Origin of the sequence: Niabella drilacis (genome assembly GCF_900101395.1) — a bacterium.
GTDB lineage: Bacteria > Bacteroidota > Bacteroidia > Chitinophagales > Chitinophagaceae > Niabella > Niabella drilacis.
In genome coordinates this window covers 125,082-148,894 of record NZ_FMZO01000008.1, presented here as the reverse complement: position 1 = coordinate 148,894, position 23,813 = coordinate 125,082, and the positions used below count along the sequence as shown (strand labels likewise).

Genomic DNA, 23,813 nt, shown 5'->3' with positions numbered 1-23,813 from the left:
GCAGATCAACGGGGATCGCGCCGCACAGCAACTGGCAGCGCATGCAGGCTACCGGCGATCCGTTTAGGAAAAAACCGGTCTGCCTTTCGATACAACGTGCACATTTATCCACGTGCCGCGAAGGGCCTCTTCAGCCTCCCCCGGCATCATAGAACCCGAACAAACAGGTTTTCCGGGGCAGCAGATCTTTTTTTATTTTTTTAATAAAGAACCCCAAATGATACAATAATTTTTACACAACTCGTTTCTTTATTAAAAAGATTCAAAAAAACAAGCCTGATTATTTTAGTTATTTAATTGGCCGGCTTATCTTTAGCACCAGCATTAACGGTTTACTAACTTCTTAAAGCCATTAAACATTCATATGAACCGCAGAAAATTTATCAAGAACAGTGCTGCATCCTTTGCGGCATTTACGATTGTTCCGTCCTATGTACTGGGAGGTCCCCGGCATATAGCGCCCAGCGACCAGCTGACCAAGGCGATCATTGGTGTAGGATCTATGGGGCAGGGCCATATTGGCTACCCCGGCGCACGCCTGGTTGCTATTTGTGATGTCGATAAAAAGCACCTGGCCCAGGCGCTGGACAAATCCCCGAAGGGAACCAGGACCTATCACGATTACCGGGAGCTGTTGCAGGACCCTGCCATCGACATTGTGCATATTGCCACCCCCCCGCACTGGCATGGTATTATGAGTGTTGATGCGGCCAATGCCGGTAAGGATGTATGGTGCGAAAAACCCATGACGCGCACTATCGGCGAAGGTAAACGGGTGCGGGAAGTGATCCAGCAAAATGAACGCATGTTCCGGCTCAATACCTGGTTCCGTTTTAAAGATAATTTCTACGGGATGAATACCACGGTAAAGCCGATCAAAAAACTGGTGGAGAGCGGTATGCTGGGGTGGCCTTTAAAAGTAACCGTAAATGCGGCCACCGGGTTTAACTGGAAATTCTTCTGGGTGGGAAAGACCTCCCTCGATGTGCAGCCCGTGCCCCAGGAGCTGGATTATGACTTCTGGCTGGGCCCCGCACCTTTTAAACCCTATAATCCCCACCGGGTACACCAGACCTTCCGTGGTTACTGGGACTATGATGGTGGCGGACTGGGTGATATGGGGCAACACTACCTCGACCCGGTACAATATTTCTTAGGGAAAGATCATACCAGCCCGGTACGCATTGACGTAGATGCTCCTGAACAGGACCCGGATGCTGCAGGTACCTGGAAGCGCATTGAACTAACTTATGAAGATGGCTGCAAGATCATCCTGGATGGCGAAAACCGCGACACCAACGCCGCCTATATAGAAGGTCCCAAAGGAAAAGTGTTTAACGGGTTCCGTACAACGATCCCTGACCTGGACAAAAAGCTGGCGGCACTGCCCGACCCCGAACCACAATTGATCGACTTTGCGCAGGCAGTAAAAACCCGTCAGAAATTTGCCCTGAATGAAGACAATGGCTTCCGTTCCTCTACCATGGTGAACCTGGCCATAACAGCCGTACGGCTGGGGCGTTCGCTGGAATTTGATCCGGTAAAACTGGAATTCATAAACGATGCTGCAGCCAACGCACTCATTCACCAACCCATGCGTGGTCCCTGGTCCATTTGATGATCCCTTAAAAAACAGACGATGAAATGGAGCATAAAAATTTTTATGCGAAATTTCCCCGAAGGTTCGGGGGCCAAAATGCAATAAAAATATACACATGAAAAGATTTACAATACTAACTTTTATATTCCTTCTGTTGGCGGGTATTGCCCCTGCCCAGCAAAAAACAGATGTAAGGACCACTGAAACAAAAGTGGCCGATCTCCTGATGAAATTACCGCCGCAAAGTTCGCCGGCACTGGATGCAGCTATCAAAGAGCTGATCAGTATCGGCGAGCCGGGCTATCGCAAGATCATTGCGGCCGTTCAGCCTCCGGGCAAACGCACCGATGAAGCTGCCCGCTATGCCATCAGCGGCCTGGTAAAATACCTTGGAAAAGGAACCGACCGTGCTGCACAACGCAGCGCAGCGCTGGCACTCACCAATGGGTTAAAAACCGCCAAAAGTGAAGAAGTGAAAGACTTCCTGCTGCAGGAACTGCAATACGTAGCCGGGGACGAAGTAGTGCCCGTAGTAAAAAGCTACCTGCTTAACAAACGGCTCAGCGACCCCGCCGCCCGGGTACTGGTACGGGTAAATACAACAACAGCTGCCAACGCATTGTTGTACGCCCTGTCTGGCGCAAAAGGCAGCCAGCAGATCACTTTGATCAAAGCACTGGGCGATATAAAGTATGCTCCCGCCGCCAAAAAGCTGCAGCAGCTTTACCCGTCCCTCCGGGATGTAAATGCACAAAAAGTATTACTGTATTCCCTTGCCGTGATCGGCGATCCGCAATCCGCTGCGCTCTTTAAAGCAGCTGCCCAAAAAGTAAACTATAAAGCAGAAGCTTCCAATACCGTTAACTCCTACCTGCGTTACCTTTATAATACTGCAGAAGGGTCCGGCAAAGCAGCCGCAGAAAAAACAGCCCGTGAGCTGCTGGCCATGAATGATCTTCCGGGCCAGTTCCGGAACGCGGCCCTGGGCCTGCTTTATAAAGCAGGTGGCGAAAATACCCGCCCCGAACTGCTTTCGGCACTTTCTTCCGGTAATAAACAATACCGGGCTGCCGCCGTTGCATTGCTGGAGCAATCCTATAATGCCCAAACTGCTGCACAAATACAGGATGCCGTTAAGAAGACCAGCGATCCTGATCAGCAGGCCGACCTGTTATACGTATTCGGAGCACATAAAGATCAATCGGCATTACCGCTGCTCACCAGCTTTTTAGGATCCGGCAACAGCAAGGTAAAACTGGCTGCCATTGCAGCCATTGCAGCTGCGGGTGAAGGCAAGGCCATTGCGCCACTGCTGAATCTCATTAAAACCGGCGATGCATCTGTTGCGGATGCGGCTAAAAATGCGCTGATGACCATTAAGGGTGCAGATGTTGCCAGCCAGGCAGCCACCCTGCTGCCCCAGACTTCCGGAGCCGCGCGCACGGCATTGCTGGACATTGTAGCCCGCCGCGGTGGCGAAAAATATGCTGCTGCTGTTTTTGCAGACGCTGCCAATACGGATGCCGCCGTACGCCTTGCTGCGATAAAGGTGCTGCCTTATGTTGCATCTTCGGGTGACGAAGCAAAGATCGCCGGCCTGTTAAACAACGCCTCCAATACGGAAGAGACCGACGCGCTACAACAATCGCTGTTCGCCGCTATTAAAGAAAAAAAGACAAAGGCCGAGCAGGTAGCCGCTGTAAAAGAGTTGATGAGTAATGCGGGCGGCAATAAAACCCACTACTACTCAGTATTGGGAGCTATTGGCGGCAAAGAGGCCCTGGATGTGGTACAAAGCGACTTTAATACCGGGGGCCAGGATCAAAAGGCGGCAGCATTGAAAGCACTGGCGTCCTGGAGCGATTTTACTGCGCTGGACGCCCTGTATACTATTGCCAAAGATCCTGCGAATGCTTCGTTCAAAAATGATGCACTGAATAGTTTTATCGCCGGTATCAACCGGTCCAAAAACCCGGTGGATCAAAAGATACTGATGTTCCGTAAAGCCATGGACCTGGCAACAGGCAACGGGCAGAAAACAAATATCCTGAGAGGGATTGCCAATAACAGCTCCCTGCTCTCCCTTGTTTTTGTATCCCGGTACCTGGATGACGCCGCTTTACAACAGGCAGCAGTGCAGGCGGTACTATCCATCGTCACCGATCATACGGACCTCTATGGACCGCTGGTGGAAGACATCGTAAACAAAGCCATTTCGCTGAACAGGGATGGTGAAGCCTCCTATCAGAAAGCAGCATGGGTAAAACAACTGGCCGGCCTTCCAAAAGAGCCAGGCTATGTATCCATGTTTAATGGCAAGGATCTTGCCGGCTGGAAAGGCCTGGTAGAAAACCCGATTGCCCGGGCAAAAATGTCGCCCGAAAAACTGGCCGAAGCACAAAAGAAAGCAGATGAACAAATGCGTAAGGACTGGCGGGTAGAAAATGGGGTACTGGTATTTGATGGCAAAGGTTATGACAATCTTGTTTCAACAAAAAAATATGAGGATTTCGAATTGTTTGTTGACTGGAGAATGGAAGCCAAGGGCGATGGAGGCGTATACTTAAGAGGTTCTCCACAGGTGCAGACCTGGGACCCCTCCCGTACTGACGTAGGCGCTCAGGTTGGCTCCGGCGGCCTGTACAATAACCAGAAAAACCGGAGCACCCCGCTGCTTTTTGCCGATAACCCCATCAATGAATGGAATACCTTCCGCATAAAGATGGCAGGCAACAAGGTTACGGTTTACCTGAACGGCCAGCTGGTGACCAACAACGTGGTGCTGGAAAACTACTGGGACCGTAAGATCCCCATTTTTGAAAAGGAAGCCATTGAGCTGCAGGCACACGGCACCCGCCTCGAATTCCGCGATGTATATGTACGCGAAATTCCCCGGCCCCAGCCCTATGTGCTGAGCAACCAGGAGAAGAAAGAAGGCTTTGTACCCTTGTTCAACGGAGTGGATATGAAGGGCTGGACCGGCAACACGGAAGGCTATTTTGCCCAGGAAGGTGCTATCGTATGTGACCCCAGCATACCGGTTCCGGAAGGCGCCAATCACAATGTATATACCGAAAAGGAGTACGGTGACTTTGTGATGCGCTTTGAGTTCCAGCTTACACCAGGAGCCAACAATGGCCTGGGGATCCGCGCACCATTAACCGGCGACGCCGCCTACGAAGGCATGGAGCTGCAGATACTGGATAACGAAGCTCCCATTTATAAAGACCTCCAGCCTTACCAGTATCATGGCTCTGTTTATGGTATCATACCCGCACTAAGAGGCTATCTAAAGCCGGTAGGTGAGTGGAACTACGAGGAAGTAAGAGCTGTAGGCAACCGGATCACGGTGATCCTGAACGGGAAAACCATTGTAGACGGAGATATTGCCAAAGCCAGCAAAAACAACACGGAAACTCCGGATCATAAAAAGCACCCGGGATTGCTGAACAAAACAGGGCATATCGGATTCCTGGGGCACGGGTCCTTTGTGAAGTTCCGGAACCTGAGAATAAAAGATATGGGTAAGAAATAGTGACGAGAAGTCAGTAGTGAATGACGATCGTAAAAGAGGTTGCCGAATAAAAACAGGCAACCTCTTTTTATTCCGCAAAGCGATAGAGTAGCCAATCAAATACCCGCGATTTTTGAGATCTTCAAAAAACTTTTGATACCGGCTCTTTTTTTGAAGCTGGTCGCTGCGGCATCAGGGTTACCCGGGCGCTCGCTTTCCCCAACCCGTACAAGGTATTGGAGATTGATTGCATTCAGCTATATTTATATCCTGAAACCACAAACGGTATGATCAGCTACATAACCAAGAGGCCACTGATCGGGTGGATTGCAATGGCCTTCTTCATTCCTGTTTTAGGAGCGGGATACTACTTTCAGCAACACCATGAGCTGTTTCTTATGAGAGTGTTTGTTGTGCTGGCAGGCATAGGGCTGGTGGCACTCGCCTTTACAGGCCTTTTCTTTGCGGACCATTTTGGCAAGCCCATCAAAGTTGAATGCAATCACCAGGCCCTTTCCATCGGGTACTTAAACAAGAACGGAGGCATTATACAAAGCAGGGAAGTGCAGTTCTCTTCACTAAAGGGCTATACCCTGCACCCTTTTAATCTCTATGCGGATCGCCTGGTATTTTACTATACTAACGGTACAAAAGCTTCTTTTTTACTGGCAACAAAAAGCCAGGTAAAAGGATTTACGTTAGAAACAGCAAAACTGATCCTGGAGATCGGGAAAAACATCAAGGAATACAATTCCCTTCACAGCCCCGGGCACTGCATTGTGCGCTACCCCAGCTTTATGGCATCGAACGCCGGGCTGGCATCAATCATTATCCTGTTTTGTATGATCGTTGTTTCAATAGCGGTTTCCGTAAAAAACAATACGGCCATTGCCATCACTACTATTGTTGCCTTGCTGAGTATTGTTAACCTGCTCTTATACCGGTACCGGGAGCGCTCCGAAATAAGAGCAACGAACAACTGTGCTTAGCCTGTTTAAAAACCGGCACGAAAGGAATTATTCCCTCCACCAATCACCTCTTTTATCAGAGCTTTACTACCTGCCCCGTCTTTACAGACTCATCGCAGGCAAAGGCAATCCGCAGGCTGTTCACCGCATCATTCATATGATCGGTAAGATCCGTATCATTGAGAATAGCATTATAAAAATAACGTTGTTGCCGGTTACACAGCTCCTGGTGCCCCGGTTCATCCTGCATATCGATCCACTCATCCTTCTTTGTAAACCGGTCTCCGGCATCGATGTCTGCATGGTGCAATAAAATAGATTCCGTCTTTGTATGCGCGTCAATATTTGATGACGAACCTGCCGTGCCCGCATTTTTAGCCACGATAGAAACGGCACCTTGGGGTCCGATCACATCTTTTACAAAAAAAGCGGTCTCGCTGATCATAGGCCCCCACCCTGCCTCATACCAGCCCACAGATCCATCCTCAAAACGGATCTGCAACTGGCCGTAATTGTAATTATCCGCAGGCACCTCCTCAGAAAGCCGGGCGCCTATCGCGGTTACCTGTACCGGTTTGGACCGGGTCATCTGGCACATCACATCAATATAATGTACGCCACAGTCTACAATAGGGCTCATATTCGACAGGAATTTCTTATGCACCTGCCATTCGTGCCCGCTGCTCTGCTGGTTGAGGTTCATCCGCATAACGAGTGGCTTTCCCAGCCCTGAGGCCAGTTCTATAAATTTGATCCAGGAGGGATGATGCCGCAGAATGTAACCGATCACCAGCTTTTTATGATTTTTTTTTGCCGCATCTACCACGCGCACGGCACCGGCAACAGAATCGGCCAGCGGTTTTTCGATAAATACATCGCACCCCGCTTCCAGGGCCGCAATTGCATAAGCTTCGTGCGTATCCTGGTAGGTAGCAATGCAAACTGCATCCGGCTTTGCAACAGCCAGCGCCTCGTAGTAATCGGAATAAAGCGGGTAATCTGTACCCAGTTGCTGATTCAATACCGCATTGCTGTTGCCACGCGTCACCAATCCGCAGATCTCAAATTCGTCCATCTGGTGATAAGCGGCAGCATGGGAGCTACCCATATTTCCGCAGCCCGCAACCAGCACCCGTATCCGTTCTTTGCTCATATGACTTCATTCATTTTATTTCCCGGTAAATACCCAAACTTACAGGAAATCAACGAAAAACCAACAGCCATCAGTGGATAATCTTCAACCACCTGCAGTAATTTTCAATAACTTTATCTTTGATCAGTAAGGCATGAAATGGCGTTGACCAATACCCATCGTCAATAGAGCCGCAAACCTTATTCCCCTGTTTTATACAGCAGCAAATTAAAAATGATAAAGTTTACTTAAAGAAAATCAATGGTGCAACGCTTAAAAATAACAGGGCATCGTATAAGAAGGTACCGGCTCGGGTTTTTTAAGAAACGTCTTTTAAGATAATCTTAAAAGCAGAACCGCTAATTTTGCAGCTTTTGTACCACGAAACCCAAAGTACATGATGAAAATGTTAAGAAAAACCGGGTTGGCCTTACTGGGCAGCGCTTTGCTGATGACAGGATACGGGCAATCTGATGTTCCAAAAGGATGGCACCTTAAAGACCTGAAAACGGACGGGTACTATGGCATCAGCCTGGATAAGGCCTATGATTTCCTGAAGTCGAAAAATAAAAAAAGCCAGCCGGTTATTGCGGGGATCATTGATTCCGGTATCGACACCACCCATGAAGATCTCCGACCCGTGCTTTGGACCAACAAGGGCGAGATCCCCGGTAACGGCATTGACGATGACAAGAACGGCTATATCGACGACGTGCATGGATGGAACTTTATCGGTGCCAGGGACGGGAAAAATGTAACAAAGGACTCTTATGAAGCAGCCCGGATATACTGGAAGTGGAAAAGCAAATTTGATGGGAAGGGTGAAAGCGGGATTCCCCAGGCAGACCAGGAGCAATACCAGATCTGGCTGCGTGCAAAGAACGATGTTTTTAAACCCGATGAAAACGGCTCTGATGACATTTTCCTGGAAACAGCATTGAAGATGATGAAAATGGGCGATGAGATCATCCGTATCGATCTGAAAAAGAAAAAGTATACGCTTAAAGATCTCTCTGCCTACCGGGCTACCACCTATAATGCCAGTCAGTTCAAAGATTTCCTGATTTCTTTTAACAAAGACAATAACAGCGAAGACCTTACGAACAAAGACCTGTTAGAAACTGTAGGGGGAGACGTTGAAAAAATAAACAATAAAAAACGGGCACCCGAGCCCTACCGAGATGAAGTGGTGAAAGATAACTATGACGACATTAACGACCGGTACTATGGCAATAACAACCTCACCGTTGACGACGAATCCTCCATGCATGGCACACATGTGGCCGGGATAGTCGGAGCCGCCCGGAACAATGGAAAAGGAATGGACGGTGTGGCAGATAATGTGCAGATCATGGCCGTACGGACCGTGCCCAACGGAGATGAGCACGACAAAGATATTGCACTTGCGATCCGTTATGCAGTTGACAACGGCGCGCGCGTGATCAATATGAGCTTTGGCAAGGGGTTTTCCCCCGAGAAAAAATGGGTGGATGATGCCGTAAAATACGCTGTTGACAAAGGGGTGTTGCTGGTACATGCCGCCGGAAATGACAATGAGAACAACGACACCACCTATAATTTTCCTTCTGCATATTACCTGGATAAAAGCAGACCCGCTACCTGGCTTACCGTTGGCGCCAGCGGACCCGATGCCAAAAGCGGGCTTGTGGCAAAATTCTCCAATTATGGGAAACGGGAAGTTGATGTTTTTGCGCCAGGTGTATTGATCTACTCCACCCTTCCGGAAGGAGACGTCTATGGCAACCAGCAGGGCACCAGTATGGCAGCACCCGTGGTTACCGGCCTGGCAGCCCTGATCATGAGCTATTATCCGGAGCTGAGCGCTGTGCAGGTAAAAGAGATCATCGAACGGTCTGCTATAAAACCGGCGGAGAAAGTGATCAATCCTGAAACAAAGGCAACCGTTTCGCTTTCAGACCTCTCCGTATCCGGAGGTATCGTTAACGCCTACGAAGCTGTTAAACTGGCAGATACTTACAGGAATAGCGATCATAAAGCTTTAAAACCGGCGGCAAAAAAGCGCAAATAAAGAAATTTTGTTAAGCAAGAGGCTGTTTCCATATATTTGGGGCAGCCTCTTTTGCTGGAAAGAGGGTAAATTGTTAATTCTGTAAAGCAAAAGGCGGCATTGTGCGCCCTTTACAATAAATTTGTTGATTAAAATAGTTTGAATCGATGCCACTGCACCATTTAATTGTTGTTTACCTGATCAGTATCCTGTTAGTATTTCTTCCTTCCTTTGGTTTGGCCCCCCTGTTTAAAAAGGCCGGATATGCATCCTGGAAAGCTTATGTGCCCTTTTACAATACCTGGGTAATCCAGGAAATTACAGGCCGTCCCAAACATTGGGTATTCTGGCAGTTTATTCCGGTTGTAGGTTGGTTCATCACCCCCGGCATCTTCATTGAGTTTGCAAAAGTGTTCTGCCGGTTTTCCTTTGCCGATCATTTCTTTGCGGCCCTGTTTGCGCCCTTCTATTTTCCCTGGCTGGCCCGCAATAAGGATGCGCGTTTCATCAAGGCAGAGGGGGTAAAACATCACCAGAAGCCAGCCTGGAGAGAATGGGTGGACGCCGCCATCTTTGCAGTGGTAGCAGCCACGCTGATCCGTATTTTTGTGTTTGAGGCCTATGTGATCCCTTCCAGCTCGATGGAAAAAACATTGCTCATCAACGATTATCTTTTTGTAAGCAAGTTCAGTTACGGCCCCCGCATTCCCAACACCCCGCTTTCCGTGCCTTTTGTACACAACTACCTGCCCGGAAGCAGTGCCAAATCCTATACCACGCTCATTGAGCTGCCTTATATCCGGTGGTTTGCATCCCCTGTAAAACGGAACGACTGTGTTGTATTTAACTTCCCTGAAGGCGATACGGTGATCAACAAGGATGGCTATCAGTCTGCCCAGCCCTATTACATGTATGAGCGCATGCTGGGCAGGGACCGGGTGCTGAACGATCCCGAATTTCAGCCGCTGGCCGTGCACCCGGTTGATAAAACAGATAACTACATCAAACGCTGCATCGGGGTTGCCGGCGACTCGCTGAAAATTGTAGATGGTATTGTGTACATCAATAACCAACCGGGAAATATCTCCCCTACATCGGCTACCTTCTATACCTTCCGCACCAAGAACAATGCGCCGGTTGACGCCGATTTCCTCCGGGAGTCCGGGATCCGGCTCAATATGGAAAGCAACAGTCCTGATTTTTCCATGATGAGCGGTGGCAGTTACAGTATTAATCTTACACTTCCCGAGCTGGATATTCTTAAAAAGCTGTCCGTGATCGATCCTAACAGCATTGTAAAAGACGTTTATCCGGCAGGGCTTACAGAGCCGGGTGTTTTCCCTTTTGATACCCTGCATTTCAAATGGAATAAAGATAATTTCGGAAGCATCTGGGTTCCCAAAAAGGGCGCTACGATTACTTTAAACCCGCAAAATATTGCCTTATACCGCCGGGCCATCCAGGTATACGAAAAGAATACGCTGGTTGAAAATGCAAATGGTACTTATGTGATCAATGGTACCCCAACCAATCAATACACGTTTAAGATGGACTATTACTGGATGATGGGTGATAACCGCCATAAGTCGCAGGACAGCCGCTACTGGGGCTTTGTGCCCGAGGACCACGTGGTAGGCAAGGCTGCAATGATCTGGTTCAGTTATGAAAATGGTCCCCGCTGGAAACGGTTCTTTAAGATCATTAAATAACCTCCCCGCAACGGCCGGGGACATATAAGAGATCAGGAAATTCCCTAAAAAACAGAAAAGTGGAATGCCCCTTCCCGAAACGGGGAGTACGGAGCGGGCCTTTAGCAACCCTGTTTAAAATCCTGAACACTGCATGTTTGTTTTCGCGGACTTTCGGGATAAGGGTATTACCATAAGCGGAGCTTGCTGGTCCCATCCATTACCCCCTACCCTGTAACAGGACGCATCATAATAGCAACATAACAACAGCTGCCGCAGCGCAGTTGCCGAAACATTCTCAGCATCCATCACAGAAGAAAATATGCCGAAATTCCTGGAAGTGCGTCCCCGCCCGCAAGCCGGCGGCAGAACCGGAAACCAGGTTTTCTGAATTTTACTTTGTGCAGCCCGACCAAAAGATTATCGGGTATCTAAAGTGCTACACCGGTAATGCCCCAACCGGGATAAAGGATGTGAAGGCATCCGAAATTGAATGACGGTATGTGCTGCAGGAATTTTACGGTAAAAAGGTGGGGCAACTGATTTACGAAAAAGCAATGCAGGTGACAAGGGATAACCAGGCCGGGTATGTATATGCCGGGCGCCGGAAAAAATACCAGCACTATGCGTTTTACCAAAAGAACGGATTTACCGTATTTGATAAACATCTTTGCAAACAGGGAAACGGGGAACAGACAGACATTACGATGCAAAAACTCTTAGAGCCTGTTTAAAATTCATTCAATGGCTTTATTATGGCTGTTTTGGGCTGCAACTGCGTTAAATTTTTCGCCATAGTGGCCTACTATGCCTGCAAAATTTTCCTTGTTTCGCTCCAAAATAGCTTCATAATAAATTCCATCAATAAAATTTAAACAGGCTCTTAAAGACAGACGGATAAGCACGGCCAATTATCAGCTGTCAGTTATCAGGGCCCTTAAAACAATATTAAACCATATCCGACAATGTTCCGCCACGTTAAACACGGACCGGAACCTGAAACTTGAGACCAGGAACAAACATAGGAGCTATCAGTGTCATTGAGAATCAGGATTTGATATCCTACAGTAACTTCAAATTATCACCCAGGGCACTCCCCTGTCCAAATCTGTAAGGCAGCCCGCAATTAATGCATTCCCGTTTAACGTAACCGACCATGAACCATTGACTATTGACCTCCTCTTACTGATTGATCAACGGCTTCATCTTTGTTACCATGTCGGCTGCAGACTGGCGCTCCAGGTTTTTGATCTCAAAAGAGGCAAGGGCTGTTTCCAGTTGTTTCAGCTTCACTGTATTGCCGCTTTCCTTATATTGCTTTTTAAGGATCCGGATCTTTTCAAAATCCTGAACTCCTTCAATCATTTTCTCAAAACGGATGGAGGTTACCGGTCCCGGGTACACCTGGTAGGTATCTCCCGCAGGCCAGGTGCGGAAACGGCTGTCATTTGCCGGGTCTGCCACCCAGCTGTTATAAGCCCAGCGCAGGTAGCCCTCCATATTTTTGGCAGCTGTATACCAGCCGATCCATACATGCTCGGCCGGCGGTGAAAACGTAAAGCCATTCGGATATTTTTCAGTGCAGCAGGTATACCAGGTGCTTAGCTGCCCGCGCTGGGCTCTTGCCTCCAGTACCGCTGCCGGGAACTGGTGCGCCGAGGCTATGCAATAGTCATCTATATCTTTTTCGATCTCTGCATGATATTCGCCTGCCAGCGCTATCTTCCAGTCTTTATCAATCTGCTTCAGCAATGTAATAACCGCTTTCATAGCATCCATCGGCCGCTCGTCCATCGCAATGGTAGCCTTTCCAAACCAGCCCTTTGCTTTCAGGTGACGGGTAAAGTCCTTGAGCATAGGTGTCCAGAATGCATTGTAAGCCTCGGAACCGATCTTGCCGGTAAATACCGTGTCGCGGCCCAGGCGCTCGTCATAATACCGGAACGCCACTTTCCAGGGCACCATGCTGTAACAATTGATCCGCTGGTCAATACCCGTGCTCATTACAAACTGGATATATTTATCAAATAAACTATAGTCAAAACTCCAGTTTCCATCCCTCTTTTTGGTCCATTTGATCAGACTCGGATAATCATCATAGGTCTGGTGTCCCCATGGCTCATTTACGATGCTTGCCGTAATGAATTTTTGCCCGGCCTTAGCCAGCATTGTATAGTAAGGCCGCATCAGCTCAAAATGTGCATCGCTCCAGAGGGGCACATTGTGTACACGGGCCACAGCAGCGGGGTGCTGCCACAGATCCAGGTGAAATGCCCATTGAGACGAAGGCGGCAGCACTTTATCCAGCACTTTAATGGTTAGCTTCAGCTGGTATGCTTTGCCCGCTTTTACGGTGATCATCCCTTCATAAGTACCCGCCGGTACCTCTGCGGGTACATCGATGCTTACCCACAGGGGCTGCACCTGGTTCTGCTGCAGTGTGCCGTTGTTTTTTTCAAAATGTATGGCATCTGCTACCAGTGATGAATCAAAATCTTCGGGTTTACGGTATCCGCAACCATTGCGAAACTCATCCGTCATTACATATCCCATGAGCCCGATCTGTACATGGCCGGCCGGGATTTCCACACCGCTTTTTGACTTTATTGCGCCAACAACAGCATCCACGGCCACTGCTTTTGCAGACCACACACCCAGCTGCGTATGCACCCGCTCTCCCTTCCAGGCAACCAGTGTTTCTGCAGTTCTGGATACCGCTTCCGGAATACGATCCTGGGGGTACCGTTTATTACTGTTCAGAAACCCTACGCGTGTACCCCCCTTAAGGGTTTGCCAGCGGGCATTTTTTTCCGCCAGGGTCATTGGTGCTTCTTTCTGAAGGGCAAGGCTGATATCCTGCGCCGTTAAAACACTAAAAGTAAAAAGCAAAGCTGTCGTTAGAAAATATCGCATGATCATGAATTGAATAGGTGGCAAAATAGTACATTCTTCCCTTAAAACCAATGATAGTGGAAACGATTGCGCACCTGTGTATATAGCCTGCAACAGTACTTTTTCTTAGTTCTTCTTAGGAAATACATTGTTTTGAAGCGCCCACTTCTCCCATAATGCACCCCACCTTCAAAAGAAGATGCTTTTGCAAAACGGTACGGTGTATTGGCCACATTGGCCCAGGCTGCGCCAATGGAAGTAAAACTGGTTTGCGGCCCCGGAAGCACCTCCTTATCCGCCGGATAGTGGATGCGCTCACCCGTCCGGATGGCGCCCGGGCGGTCAAACCCCGGCCCGTAGGCCATTGCATTTTCGGGGCTGGCACCGTTATCACTTAAAAAAATGATCAGTGTGTTGTCCAGCTTCCCTTCCTGCTTCAGCGCGGCAATGATCCGTCCAATCCCCTGGTCCATCCGGTCCACCATTGCCGCATGCACAGCCATGGCCCGGGCATCCCAGTCCTTATGCCGGTTAAGTTCCCAACCGGCTGCACCGGCCTCCCTTGAGGAAAGCTTTACAATATTGGTATCGATCAGGCCCAGCGCGGCCATCCTGCGGTAACGTGCCTGGCGAATGGCATCCCAGCCCGCGGTGTAGGTATGCTCATACTTACGGATATCTTCCGGCAGTAGCTTTTACCACTGGATCGCCTGGTCTTCATCCGGTATCTGTGTATTGATCTTTCTCTCCATAATCAGGGACCCACGTACGGTATAATCGATAGACGCATTGGTTGCAGATGTATAATCGGTAAAATTGTAATCGATATTATTGATGGTAACATACCTGTGAACCAGATAGGGCTGAAGTGCATCTTTAACATCCTCAACCGTATAATAAATTTTTTGATTTACATTGAATTTTATGGAAGGGTTATCAGAACCAAGTGTAACTTCCTTGGTCTGATCATCAAAATGTGCGTTTATTTTATAATACCTTCTATCGGTTTTATTTTCATCTACAGTACCTGCGTAGAAAAATACGGAACTTTCATCAACCACATAAGCCTCTATTTCGCTCTTTACTATTGCAGCCCCGCTTTCTTCTCCTTTTAAATAAATTTTGAGCGCTGTGCCGCTATAGATCCCCGAATAATCATTAAACGGTACAATCCTCAACAATGCCTTCGAGTAATTCCTTCTTGGGTTTGGCGTATAACCGGTTGAAGGCTGAATAGCCAGTGGAAGTATCCATTTGTTTACCAGGTCAATATTTTTAAGTGAGAACCCAATATTTATCTTGTTTGTATTCACCTCCTTTGGTATAGACACCGTATCAGGAATCTTAAAATACTGGCTTGTCAGCTCTTTATAATACAGGTCCGTCCTGTTTTGAAAATTCGCATTATTGAAGGCGCTCAGCGTATCGGGATCCACCCCGATATGCACCAGTAAATCTTTGTCGTTGTTCGTTGAACCGCTGACGATTACCGGCAATTGATAATGAACAACGCCCTCCGGTTTGTAGCGGATATAAACAGGCGTAACATCATCTCCGTTTAAAGGTGCTTTGAAGGATACGTAATGTTCAAATTGTTCAGAAATCCAATCCTTATTACAAGCGATACTTCCGAAAACAAACAGGATGGACAGGAATGCAGCTATCTTTTTCATTCGTAAATAGTTTATTGATTTTGGCCGAATGGAACTGATCAGGTATAAAATTTTCATTCCCTGTATAATAAAATGAAAATTTTATTATGAACGTTTCATTCGTAAATGTTTTAATTATTTATAAGTTTGCCAGCCCGGGTTTTGCGTCAAACGGGCATCACGCCTCAATTCATCGATTGCAATAGGCCAAAAATACATTTTGGAAGCGAAGGTGCTTTGAAGCGCAAAAGCTGCCACCGGCTGATGAAACAGATCTCTTTGTGTGGCGGTCATCAGCGTATTGTAGCCATATATAGGAAGGGTTAGCTCAGTGGCTGCATCCTCCCATCTGCGCAAATCGTAGTACCGTTGCTGTTCACCCATTAATTCAATTTGCCGTTCACGTTTTATCGCGGTGCGCAATTGAGTGCTGCTTGAATAGATGGTACCGGAATAATCGGTTAACCCGGCCCTGATCCTGACAGGCCTGATTCCTTTACGCATTTCATCAACGTCCCTGGCAATGGTATAAACCACCGAGCTATCCCAACTGGGTATAGCATAGGAACTATTTAATTCGTTTAAAGATTCGGCGTAGGCCAGTAATATATCTGCATAGCGAATAGCCGGCTCGTACTTTGGTACCACTTTACTCAAACTTCCGTTTTCATAAGTGTCCTGCGGATTTACATATTTCATTACCCCGATGCCGGTTCTTAGCCAAAACATGGTATTGGTATACCCGTTACCTGACCCGCGATAATAAAAAACCTGCTTTTCCCTGTTATTGACCTGCGACTCGTTGGTGAGGTGCCATACGCTGCCATTATAGGCCACCGAGGCATAAAACCGCGGTTCCCTGTTCGCAAACTGCAAGGATACGCCGGACGCCAGGGGCATATACTTTCCACCTGCAACATCCTGATCGGTTACAAAGCCTCCTACCCGCTGACTGCCATCTCCCCTTCCGTACTCCATGCCCTTCCCCGGCACATCGGCACCATCGTTCATGTAATAGGCATCGCACTGTTTTAATGTTAAACCATGTGTGTTCCAGCCGGAAGCTATCCGTGGTAATTGATGCACCACCATCACATTTATACCTTCGGAGGATTGGTTCTGCCCGCGTGTAAAGATCAGCTCCGGGTTTGAGGAGGCAGGTACTTCGCCATCAAAAAGGGCGCGATAAGAATCAAACGGATCTATATCAGCCCATCCCTCCGGCCAGGGCTTATCTGAATAATCGGCGTTATACGGGGGCTTTATTGTAGCTGGATGGGTTATGGTGCCCGAGGATTTATACGGCGAAACGAATAAGGAATAAACACCCAACTGTATCACGTCTTTTGCCGCAGCGGCTGCCCTGGCCCATTTTTGTTCATCATAAGCAAGTGAAAGCAGTGATGTTCCTTTATCATCTACTAATTGTGCTTTATAATCCATACTCAGCTTACCTCCATTCATCAAAGGGCTTGCCGCATACAAAAATACTTTAGCACGGGTTGCCAGCGCTGTTGCTGCTGGGAACGCTGCAGTTTATCAGTAACCGGCAGCAGGAAAAACAACGGCGGCAAATGCAGCTGTTTTCACTCAACAAGGAAAAAGAGCTCAGCCAGGCCAAGATCGATTTCTTTACCACGTTGCGCACGAGATCCGCACACCGCTTACACTGATCAAAGCCCCTATGGATAAGCTGTTAAAAATGACAGACAAGATACCGGAAGCGGAAAAGGAACTGACGGTCATGAACAGGAATACCGAACGGCTGTTGAGGCTTGCCAGCCAATTGCTAAACTTCCGGCGGATCGAGTCCGGCAATTACACCATTCATTTGAGCCCGGTAAATATAGCGGCGCTGACAGAAATAACCTGGGAAAGCTTTCGCCCGGCGGCTGATCAAAAACAGATCAGCTACCGGTTTTACAAAAGCAGCGCAACGATAATGCTGCAGGCAGATGAAGATGCGCTTATAAAAATACTCAGCAATCTCCTCGACAACGCCATTAAATACGGACGCTCCCAGGTATGCTGCGAAGTGCACATGAAAACCGATACCGGAAAAGAAGAGGTACTGATCACTGTAAAGAATGACGGCCGGATGATCTCCCCCAACGCCAGTGCCCGGATCTTTGAGCCCTTTTTCCGCTCAAAAGAGAACGGGAATATACCGGGGGCGGGCATCGGCCTGCCTTTTGCACGGTCACTGGCCCTCCTCCACCAGGGCACCCTTACCTATCACGAGGAGGATCATATGAATGTGTTTACGCTTACATTACCGCTGGCGCCGGGATCATAAAACATCCCTGCATCAGTACGTTTTCAAGCCCGGAGCCGGGAGGAGCAGGCAAAATGGTCCCCGGCAATCTGTGAGGACCGGGGCACGGCACCGGAAGAAGAGCACTGCCCTCCAGGCCGTTTGAGAGGGAGCAGGTACTCATAAAATTAATGCATGCCGTCCTCCTGGCGCCTGTTAAATGCTGCGGTAACCTTATCGATATAGGCCGCCGGGCTGATCTTAAACTGCTTGAGAAAATTTCGCTTAAACTGGCTGGGCGAATTGTACCCGACCAGCCCGGCCACCTCGTTAATCCGGAGATTTCCTTCATTGATAAGGATCGCCGCTTTTTTCAGCCGGGTAAGGTTGATGATATCATGCGGCGCCAATCCGGAAAGGGATTTGATCTTTCTGTATAAAGTAGGGCGGCTTACGTTCATCAACAGGGCCGGTTTTTCTACGTCCAGGTCTGTATCTTCAAGATTCCGGATAATATGCCCATGCAGGTTCTCCAGAAAATCCTGATCCATTTTTGAATATGCCATGCTGTTGATATGTGCCAGCGGCGACCGTGCATAAAAATCTTTTAGCCGGGCCCTCCCTTCCAGGAGGTTCTCCATCTGTACATAGAGATGCTCCAATGAAAACGGCTTTTCAATATAGGCATCCGCGCCGGTCTTCAGCCCCTGTATCTTTGACTGGAGCGTGTCTTTTGCAGTCAGTAAAATCAAAGGGATATGATTAAATTCCAGGCTGGATTTGATCCGCTCGCAGAATGCGAACCCGTCTATATGCGGCATCATAACATCACTTATGATCAGCTGGACAAATGCGGTCTCCAGTACCTGAAGCGCTTCTGCCCCGTCATGCGCGGTAAGTACAGTGTAGCGGCTTTTCAGATCACCGGCAAGATAGTCAAGGATCTCTTCGTTGTCATCAATCAGCAGTACTACCGGCTTTTGCTCTTTTTGGTCGGCGATCCACTCTTCCATATTAAACCCTTTGCCCTGATCATTTTTGGCTGTTTTGATCAAACCTGTAAGTTACAAAAACCGCCGGACTCTTCCAATTTCCAATACCAGTCAACGACCGCAATACTGCTCACAAATTTAACCGGCCGTCACAGACAATCTGCCGTAACCCCTAACTCCCGTAAAGGGGCATGGCCCGGATATTTATGGTGTTGCCAGGCTTACAGAAAAAGGCCGATCGCTCGGCTCCAACCCCCTTTTTTTATTGGGCGTTGCACTCATTTCAAAATGCAGGCGCCCGCCTTTTACAATGTCCTGGTAAGTGATGAAGTTTTTTGAATATACCTTACCATTTAGCAGTGCCCTGTTGATGTAAACATTCTTGGCTGAATTGTTTCCCGCTTCAATGACAAATTGCTTTCCGTTCTCCAGCGTTATGGTCGCTTTTTTAAATAAAGGGCTTCCGATCACATACTCATTGGTACCCGGTGTAACACTGTACAGCCCTAATGCGCTCAATACGTACCAGGACGAAGTTTGCCCCTGGTCTTCATCACCGGGATATCCGTTCTCCGAAGCACTATACAGTCTTTTCATCACTTCCCGGGCATGGTACTGGGCCTTCCAGGGCTCATTGGCATAATTGTACAAATAGACCATATGCTGGATGGGCTGATTGCCATGCGCATATTGTCCCATATCAGCCATCACCATTTCCGTCATCTCATGGATCAGGCCACCATAAGTGCCTACTTTCACGGTATTCGGCACAGAGAAGACCGAATCCAATTTTGCCGTAAACAGCCGGTCACCCCCCAGCAGCTGCTTCAATCCGGCAATATCATGAAATACCGACCACACCCAATGCCAGGCATTTCCTTCTGTATAGGGGCCGCCCCATTCTGTGGGGTCAAAGTTCTTTATCCAGTTACCCTGCTCATCCTTTCCGAGCATAAATCCCTTTGAGGGATCAAAAACATGTTGATAGTTGAACATCTTTGCACCAAAGCGATCCATGTATTCCCGGTTGCCGATGGCTTTTGCAAGATAATACCCGCAAAAATCATCATATGCATATTCGAGTGTCTTGGCTGTAGCTTCGCGGTAACGGGGATAGGGAACGTAACCCAGTTCATTGTATTCTTTATAGCCATCCCTGCCATTGGCGGGCCCCCAGGGGCCTTTATGATTGGCTTCATGATCGTAAGCCTTTAATGCCTTTAGGGGATCAAAAGTATGAAGCCCCTTTGCCCATGCATCCGCCAGCAGCGAAATGGCATGATTACCGATCATGCTTCCCTGTTCATTAGGAAAGGACCAGGCCGGCAGCCAGCCACACTGTTCCTGTGCATCCAGCAACGCACTCACATAGCGGCCGTGCATAGTAGGATGCAGCAACGCATTTAAAGGGAACTGAGCCCGGAAGGTATCCCAGAAGCCGGTATCAGTAAACAGGTATCCTTTATGTACCTTGCCATCATAGGGACTGAAATAATAAGGGTTACCGTCTTTATCCAGCTCATAAAACTTGCGGGAAAAGAGGCTGGCCCGGAAAAAGCAGGAATAGAAGGTCGCTTTATCTGCCTCGGAGCCTCCTTCAACAAGCACCTTCGACAAATGCTCATTCCATATCTTAGCCGCTCTTGCCTTTGTTTGCTCCAGCGTCCTGTCTGCGCCCAGCTCGCGCTCCAGGTTCCGCTCTGCCTGTTCCTGGCTGATATAAGAAGAGGCAACCTTCGCCTGTACATTTACTCCGGCCCTGAACTCCAGATATGCTCCCCTTCCTGCACCTTCGGCTTTTACAGTACCGGCGCTGATGCTATCGGTCCGGTTATCCCAGGTACCATAGGCAGTAAAAGGCTGATCGAACCGGATCACAAAGTAGTTCTTCCATCCCTTTTGAAATCCGCGGCCATTATTGACATAGCCCGTGATCTTACGCGCAGCAGGATCTATTTCCACACCGCTCAAACCGGTGTACCCATCCAGTACCAGGAAGCTTTTATGCCCTTCCGGGAAACGAAACCGCAAATGAGCGCCTCTTTCAGCAGGTGACATTTCTGTGGTGATGCCGTTTTCCAATGCCACCTTATAGTAATGCGGCAAAGCAACTTCTTTTTCATGGCGGAATACAGCCGCCCGGGCCTGCTCATTCACCACAAGGTTATCCACTACCGGCATTAGTGAGAACACCGCATAATCATTGGTCCAGGAGCTGCACTGATGTGCCTGCTGAAACCCGCGGATGGTATTTTTTGTATATTGATATTTCCACCCGTCGCCATTGCGCCCGGTTTGTGCCGTCCAGGTATGCATGCCAAAGGGCAATGCCGTTGTTGGATAAGTATTCCCCCGCGTCAACTCATGTGCGGAATTTGTTCCCTGTAACGTGTTTACATAGTGCACAAGCCCCCCGGGTTGTGAAAAAGCCGTACGCACAAACACTCCGACAATCAATCCAGCAGCAAGAAGCTTTTTCAAAACAGTCATGATAAATCCGGTTTATACCCCTAAGATAGATTACAAAAATATAAAGCGCTCCTGTTACCGTTTATTGAGCTGCTGATCCAACACCTTCATAAAATACCCCCCTACCACGCTCCGCGCCTGGAATCCTACCTGTTTGCCGGTGGTGGTTTCATGCCAGTCGCTCATCGGCACCCTGCTTTTGGTTTCCCTTGCATACCGGTATAGGGGTTCTATGAACTTTTCAAAATCGCCGCGGTTACCCGTCATCGTTGCCGTCCACATGATCCAGTCAGATTTTGTATAAGTTTTCCGCGAATCTAACGGCAGCCCATATTCCTGCTGTTTTGTTAAATAGAACCGGATCTCTTTATCATATACAGATTGCGGAAACAGGTTAAAATTGAGAACCTTATCCCAAACCAGGTTATATTTCTGGCTCCAGGTGCCTTTCTTCTCAAATGCAAGGGTGTAATGATCCCCGTCGTTGGCCAGCTCCATCCATTTGGGCACCATTGGTTTTACCAATGCCAGATATTTCCGGGCGGTTTCCTTTTCCCCCAGCATTTCGGCCAGCATGGCATAGCTGCGCAGCGCCATTATCGCCTTGGCCGAAAGGTTTACATTGCGGGCCATATGACCGGCAAAGTCATCGGTACACAGCTGGTTGGCCGGGTCAAAACCATCCCGGCTCAGGTAGTCGGCCCATGTGGTCAGTGTTTTCCAGTGCGCCCTGGCATAGCCGGCATTTCCATCCACCCGGGCAATCGCCGCCATCAGTATGATCATATTTCCCGCTTCTTCCACCGGCATATCTTCACCATAGGTTTGACCATTTGCCAATGGATAAGTGCCCAGGTCGTGTGCTGCAAAGGGTTTGGTCCATTTTCCGCTTTCACTGTAATAAAAGATACCATTCATCATCCCCTTTTGCAGGGCCGCATTGTACGCCAGAAAAAGCGGCGCCGACGGATAGGTCAGATCCACCGTGTTGATAGACCCGTTACTGAAATTTTCCTTGGAAAGGAAGAGCAGGTCTTTCTGCGGGCTCTCCACGAGCGCATGTGCCGCAATGCTCTGGCGGTATACCAGCTCACAAAGCTTTGCATAAGCGGCGCCACCCGCCCTGAAGGCATCTCCATAAATCACTTTATCAAAATCGTTCACTTTTTTAACCACCGTGTTATAGGAGGCTGCGGCTTCATTCATTATGGCGGTAAATGTTTTATCGCCGTTTTTATTCCACCAGGGCCTCAGGTTATTATGAAAGTACTGGATGGAATAAAGCTCGTCATAACCCAATAACATAAACTGCTCTTTACCGGCGGCTCCTATCTTTCCCATATTCAATACCGTATTCAGTACCAGGTTCTTTCCCCTGATGCCGGATTGGTTGCCAACCGCCCTGTTACCGGTAAACCCGGCAATACCTTCCTCCTGGTTACGGGTAATAAACTGTGTGGTCATTTCTTTGCGGGCACCTACATAAAAATATCCCCAGTCTATACGCAGATCGTCTCCTTTTTTGGCAAGCACCGGCTGGCTGGTAGTGCCCGTCTGCAGCATGTTCAGCGCTCCGTTGCTCACTACATTTGCCATTACTTCCTGGGAGGACTCATTTACGGCAATATTGGAGGATGCGCCCAGGTATACTTTTACATCGTGTTGCCGGCCATCATTCGATTTTACGGCATACGTGATGTAAGACACGGGGCGGGCCATCAGATCCAGTTCCTTTAGTAACAGCGGGGATATAAAACGAACGGTCAGATCCACACCCCCTGCTTTAAAATCGTAAACCGTTTGCAGGGCTTTCACTTCAACATTAGACTGGGTTGCTTTTAACACCTGCTGTGATGCCGGTGGCGGAACTTTCCGCGAAATACCCAGATCCAGGTGACGTCCGCCGGCTGTATTGCGCAGGTGTACCGCCAAAACATTCTTACCTTCTTTCAGGCTCGCTCTCAAAGCCTTGTTCAGCTCCAGGTAGGTCATCCGGTTTACCCAGCCGATCTTATGATAAACCAGGTTCCCGTTCAGGTAAATATCGATATTGTCATCATGATTGATCTTCAGGTACAGGTCACCCTTCACAGGGCCTTTTACATTGAAAGTCCGGCGTACCCAAAGATCATCGGTATCCCAGAAAGTTTTTGCCACCGACCGGTCATCAGAGAAGGGGGCGGCCCCCTTCTTCCAGTTGCGATCATCAAACCCTGGCGCATTCCAACCGGAACCGGGCTCCTGCTCGGTATATTGAACACTATAAGGTGCTTCCTCGCTCGTTGGAGCCACCGCTGCAAAATGTCCCTGTTCCCTGCCGAGGAACCGGTAAAACCGGCCATCAACTTTTACGATACCGATGAGCGACTGTTCTGTGCCGGACCAATGCGTGGTTACCGATTCATTGAGCTGATCCGTATTACTCCAGATGCTAAAATAGGGAGTATGAGTAATAAGGGGGTAGCTGGGAGCCTTCTGTTCCTGGCTATACCCTTCCTGTACACAAAGAAAAAGGACCATCAACAGGACATACGATCGCACTCCCCGATAAACTGACTGAAGCATAAAATGATACATTTCGTTTTTAATGATTGAATACTGTGATCATTGAACAGGCGGTCTG

General features: G+C 48.5%; 17 protein-coding genes. 8 read left to right on the top strand and 9 right to left on the bottom strand.

What is annotated here, in order from left to right; genetic code table 11:
* Positions 1-364: 364 nt before the first annotated feature.
* The 3 genes from BLS44_RS15150 (at position 365) to BLS44_RS15140 (ending at position 6,103) form a co-directional block, all read left to right on the top strand.
* Positions 365-1,618, top strand: coding sequence for a Gfo/Idh/MocA family oxidoreductase (locus BLS44_RS15150; RefSeq protein WP_090391026.1), 1,254 nt, complete (start codon positions 365-367; stop codon positions 1,616-1,618).
* A 97-nt stretch (positions 1,619-1,715) separates the two neighbouring features.
* Positions 1,716-5,135 carry a DUF1080 domain-containing protein gene (locus tag BLS44_RS15145; protein WP_090391025.1) on the top strand — a complete coding sequence of 1,140 codons (3,420 nt, stop codon included), beginning with the start codon at positions 1,716-1,718 and terminating at the stop codon, positions 5,133-5,135.
* A gap of 266 nt (positions 5,136-5,401) precedes the next feature.
* Positions 5,402-6,103, top strand: coding sequence for a hypothetical protein (locus BLS44_RS15140; RefSeq protein ID WP_090391023.1), 702 nt, complete (start codon positions 5,402-5,404; stop codon positions 6,101-6,103).
* A gap of 55 nt (positions 6,104-6,158) precedes the next feature.
* On the opposite strand, the gene BLS44_RS15135 is transcribed toward BLS44_RS15140, so the two are convergent.
* Positions 6,159-7,235 (bottom strand): Gfo/Idh/MocA family protein, encoded by a 1,077-nt coding sequence (locus tag BLS44_RS15135; protein WP_090391022.1) that lies wholly within the window; start codon positions 7,233-7,235, stop codon positions 6,159-6,161.
* A gap of 376 nt (positions 7,236-7,611) precedes the next feature.
* On the opposite strand from BLS44_RS15135, the gene BLS44_RS15130 reads away from it, so the two are divergent.
* From BLS44_RS15130 to BLS44_RS15120, 3 genes are all read left to right on the top strand, one after another.
* Positions 7,612-9,264, top strand: a complete 1,653-nt coding sequence (locus BLS44_RS15130; protein WP_090391020.1) for a S8 family peptidase — start codon at positions 7,612-7,614, stop codon at positions 9,262-9,264.
* Positions 9,265-9,410: 146 nt separating this feature from the next.
* Entirely contained in the window at positions 9,411-10,952 is a 1,542-nt protein-coding gene (gene lepB, locus BLS44_RS15125; protein ID WP_090391018.1) for a signal peptidase I, read from the top strand.
* A gap of 509 nt (positions 10,953-11,461) precedes the next feature.
* Positions 11,462-11,665 (top strand): hypothetical protein, encoded by a 204-nt coding sequence (locus tag BLS44_RS15120; protein WP_143019793.1) that lies wholly within the window; start codon positions 11,462-11,464, stop codon positions 11,663-11,665.
* Between the two features lie 3 nt (positions 11,666-11,668).
* Here the strand turns inward: BLS44_RS15120 and BLS44_RS26595 are convergent, their stop codons facing one another.
* From BLS44_RS26595 to BLS44_RS15100, 5 genes are all read right to left on the bottom strand, one after another.
* Positions 11,669-11,842, bottom strand: a complete 174-nt coding sequence (locus BLS44_RS26595) for a hypothetical protein (protein ID WP_176954438.1) — start codon at positions 11,840-11,842, stop codon at positions 11,669-11,671.
* A 271-nt stretch (positions 11,843-12,113) separates the two neighbouring features.
* Positions 12,114-13,844 (bottom strand): DUF4091 domain-containing protein, encoded by a 1,731-nt coding sequence (locus BLS44_RS15115; protein WP_245729226.1) that lies wholly within the window; start codon positions 13,842-13,844, stop codon positions 12,114-12,116.
* A 41-nt stretch (positions 13,845-13,885) separates the two neighbouring features.
* Entirely contained in the window at positions 13,886-14,434 is a 549-nt protein-coding gene (locus BLS44_RS15110; protein ID WP_245729225.1) for a sulfatase-like hydrolase/transferase, read from the bottom strand.
* A gap of 84 nt (positions 14,435-14,518) precedes the next feature.
* Positions 14,519-15,496 carry a DUF4973 domain-containing protein gene (locus BLS44_RS15105; protein ID WP_090391142.1) on the bottom strand — a complete coding sequence of 326 codons (978 nt, stop codon included), beginning with the start codon at positions 15,494-15,496 and terminating at the stop codon, positions 14,519-14,521.
* 114 nt (positions 15,497-15,610) lie between these two features.
* A complete protein-coding gene (locus BLS44_RS15100; RefSeq protein ID WP_245729224.1) occupies positions 15,611-16,918 on the bottom strand; it encodes a RagB/SusD family nutrient uptake outer membrane protein in 1,308 nt (435 codons plus the stop codon).
* Positions 16,919-16,977: 59 nt separating this feature from the next.
* Between BLS44_RS15100 and BLS44_RS26590 the strand changes: the two genes are divergently transcribed.
* On the top strand, positions 16,978-17,148 hold the full coding sequence (locus tag BLS44_RS26590) for a hypothetical protein (protein ID WP_176954437.1): 171 nt from the start codon (positions 16,978-16,980) through the stop codon (positions 17,146-17,148).
* A complete protein-coding gene (locus tag BLS44_RS15095) occupies positions 17,127-17,771 on the top strand; it encodes a sensor histidine kinase (RefSeq protein WP_317039723.1) in 645 nt (214 codons plus the stop codon). Before BLS44_RS26590 ends, BLS44_RS15095 begins: the two co-directional genes overlap by 22 nt.
* Before the next feature lie 146 nt (positions 17,772-17,917).
* Here BLS44_RS15095 and BLS44_RS15090 read toward each other — a convergent pair whose 3' ends face one another.
* From BLS44_RS15090 to BLS44_RS15080, 3 genes are all read right to left on the bottom strand, one after another.
* Positions 17,918-18,784: a response regulator transcription factor gene (locus tag BLS44_RS15090; RefSeq protein WP_090391015.1), complete on the bottom strand. Its 867-nt coding sequence runs from the start codon at positions 18,782-18,784 to the stop codon at positions 17,918-17,920.
* A 141-nt stretch (positions 18,785-18,925) separates the two neighbouring features.
* Positions 18,926-21,211: a GH92 family glycosyl hydrolase gene (locus BLS44_RS15085; RefSeq protein ID WP_090391013.1), complete on the bottom strand. Its 2,286-nt coding sequence runs from the start codon at positions 21,209-21,211 to the stop codon at positions 18,926-18,928.
* A gap of 54 nt (positions 21,212-21,265) precedes the next feature.
* Positions 21,266-23,755 (bottom strand): glutaminase family protein, encoded by a 2,490-nt coding sequence (locus tag BLS44_RS15080; RefSeq protein WP_176954436.1) that lies wholly within the window; start codon positions 23,753-23,755, stop codon positions 21,266-21,268.
* Positions 23,756-23,813 lie beyond the last annotated feature (58 nt).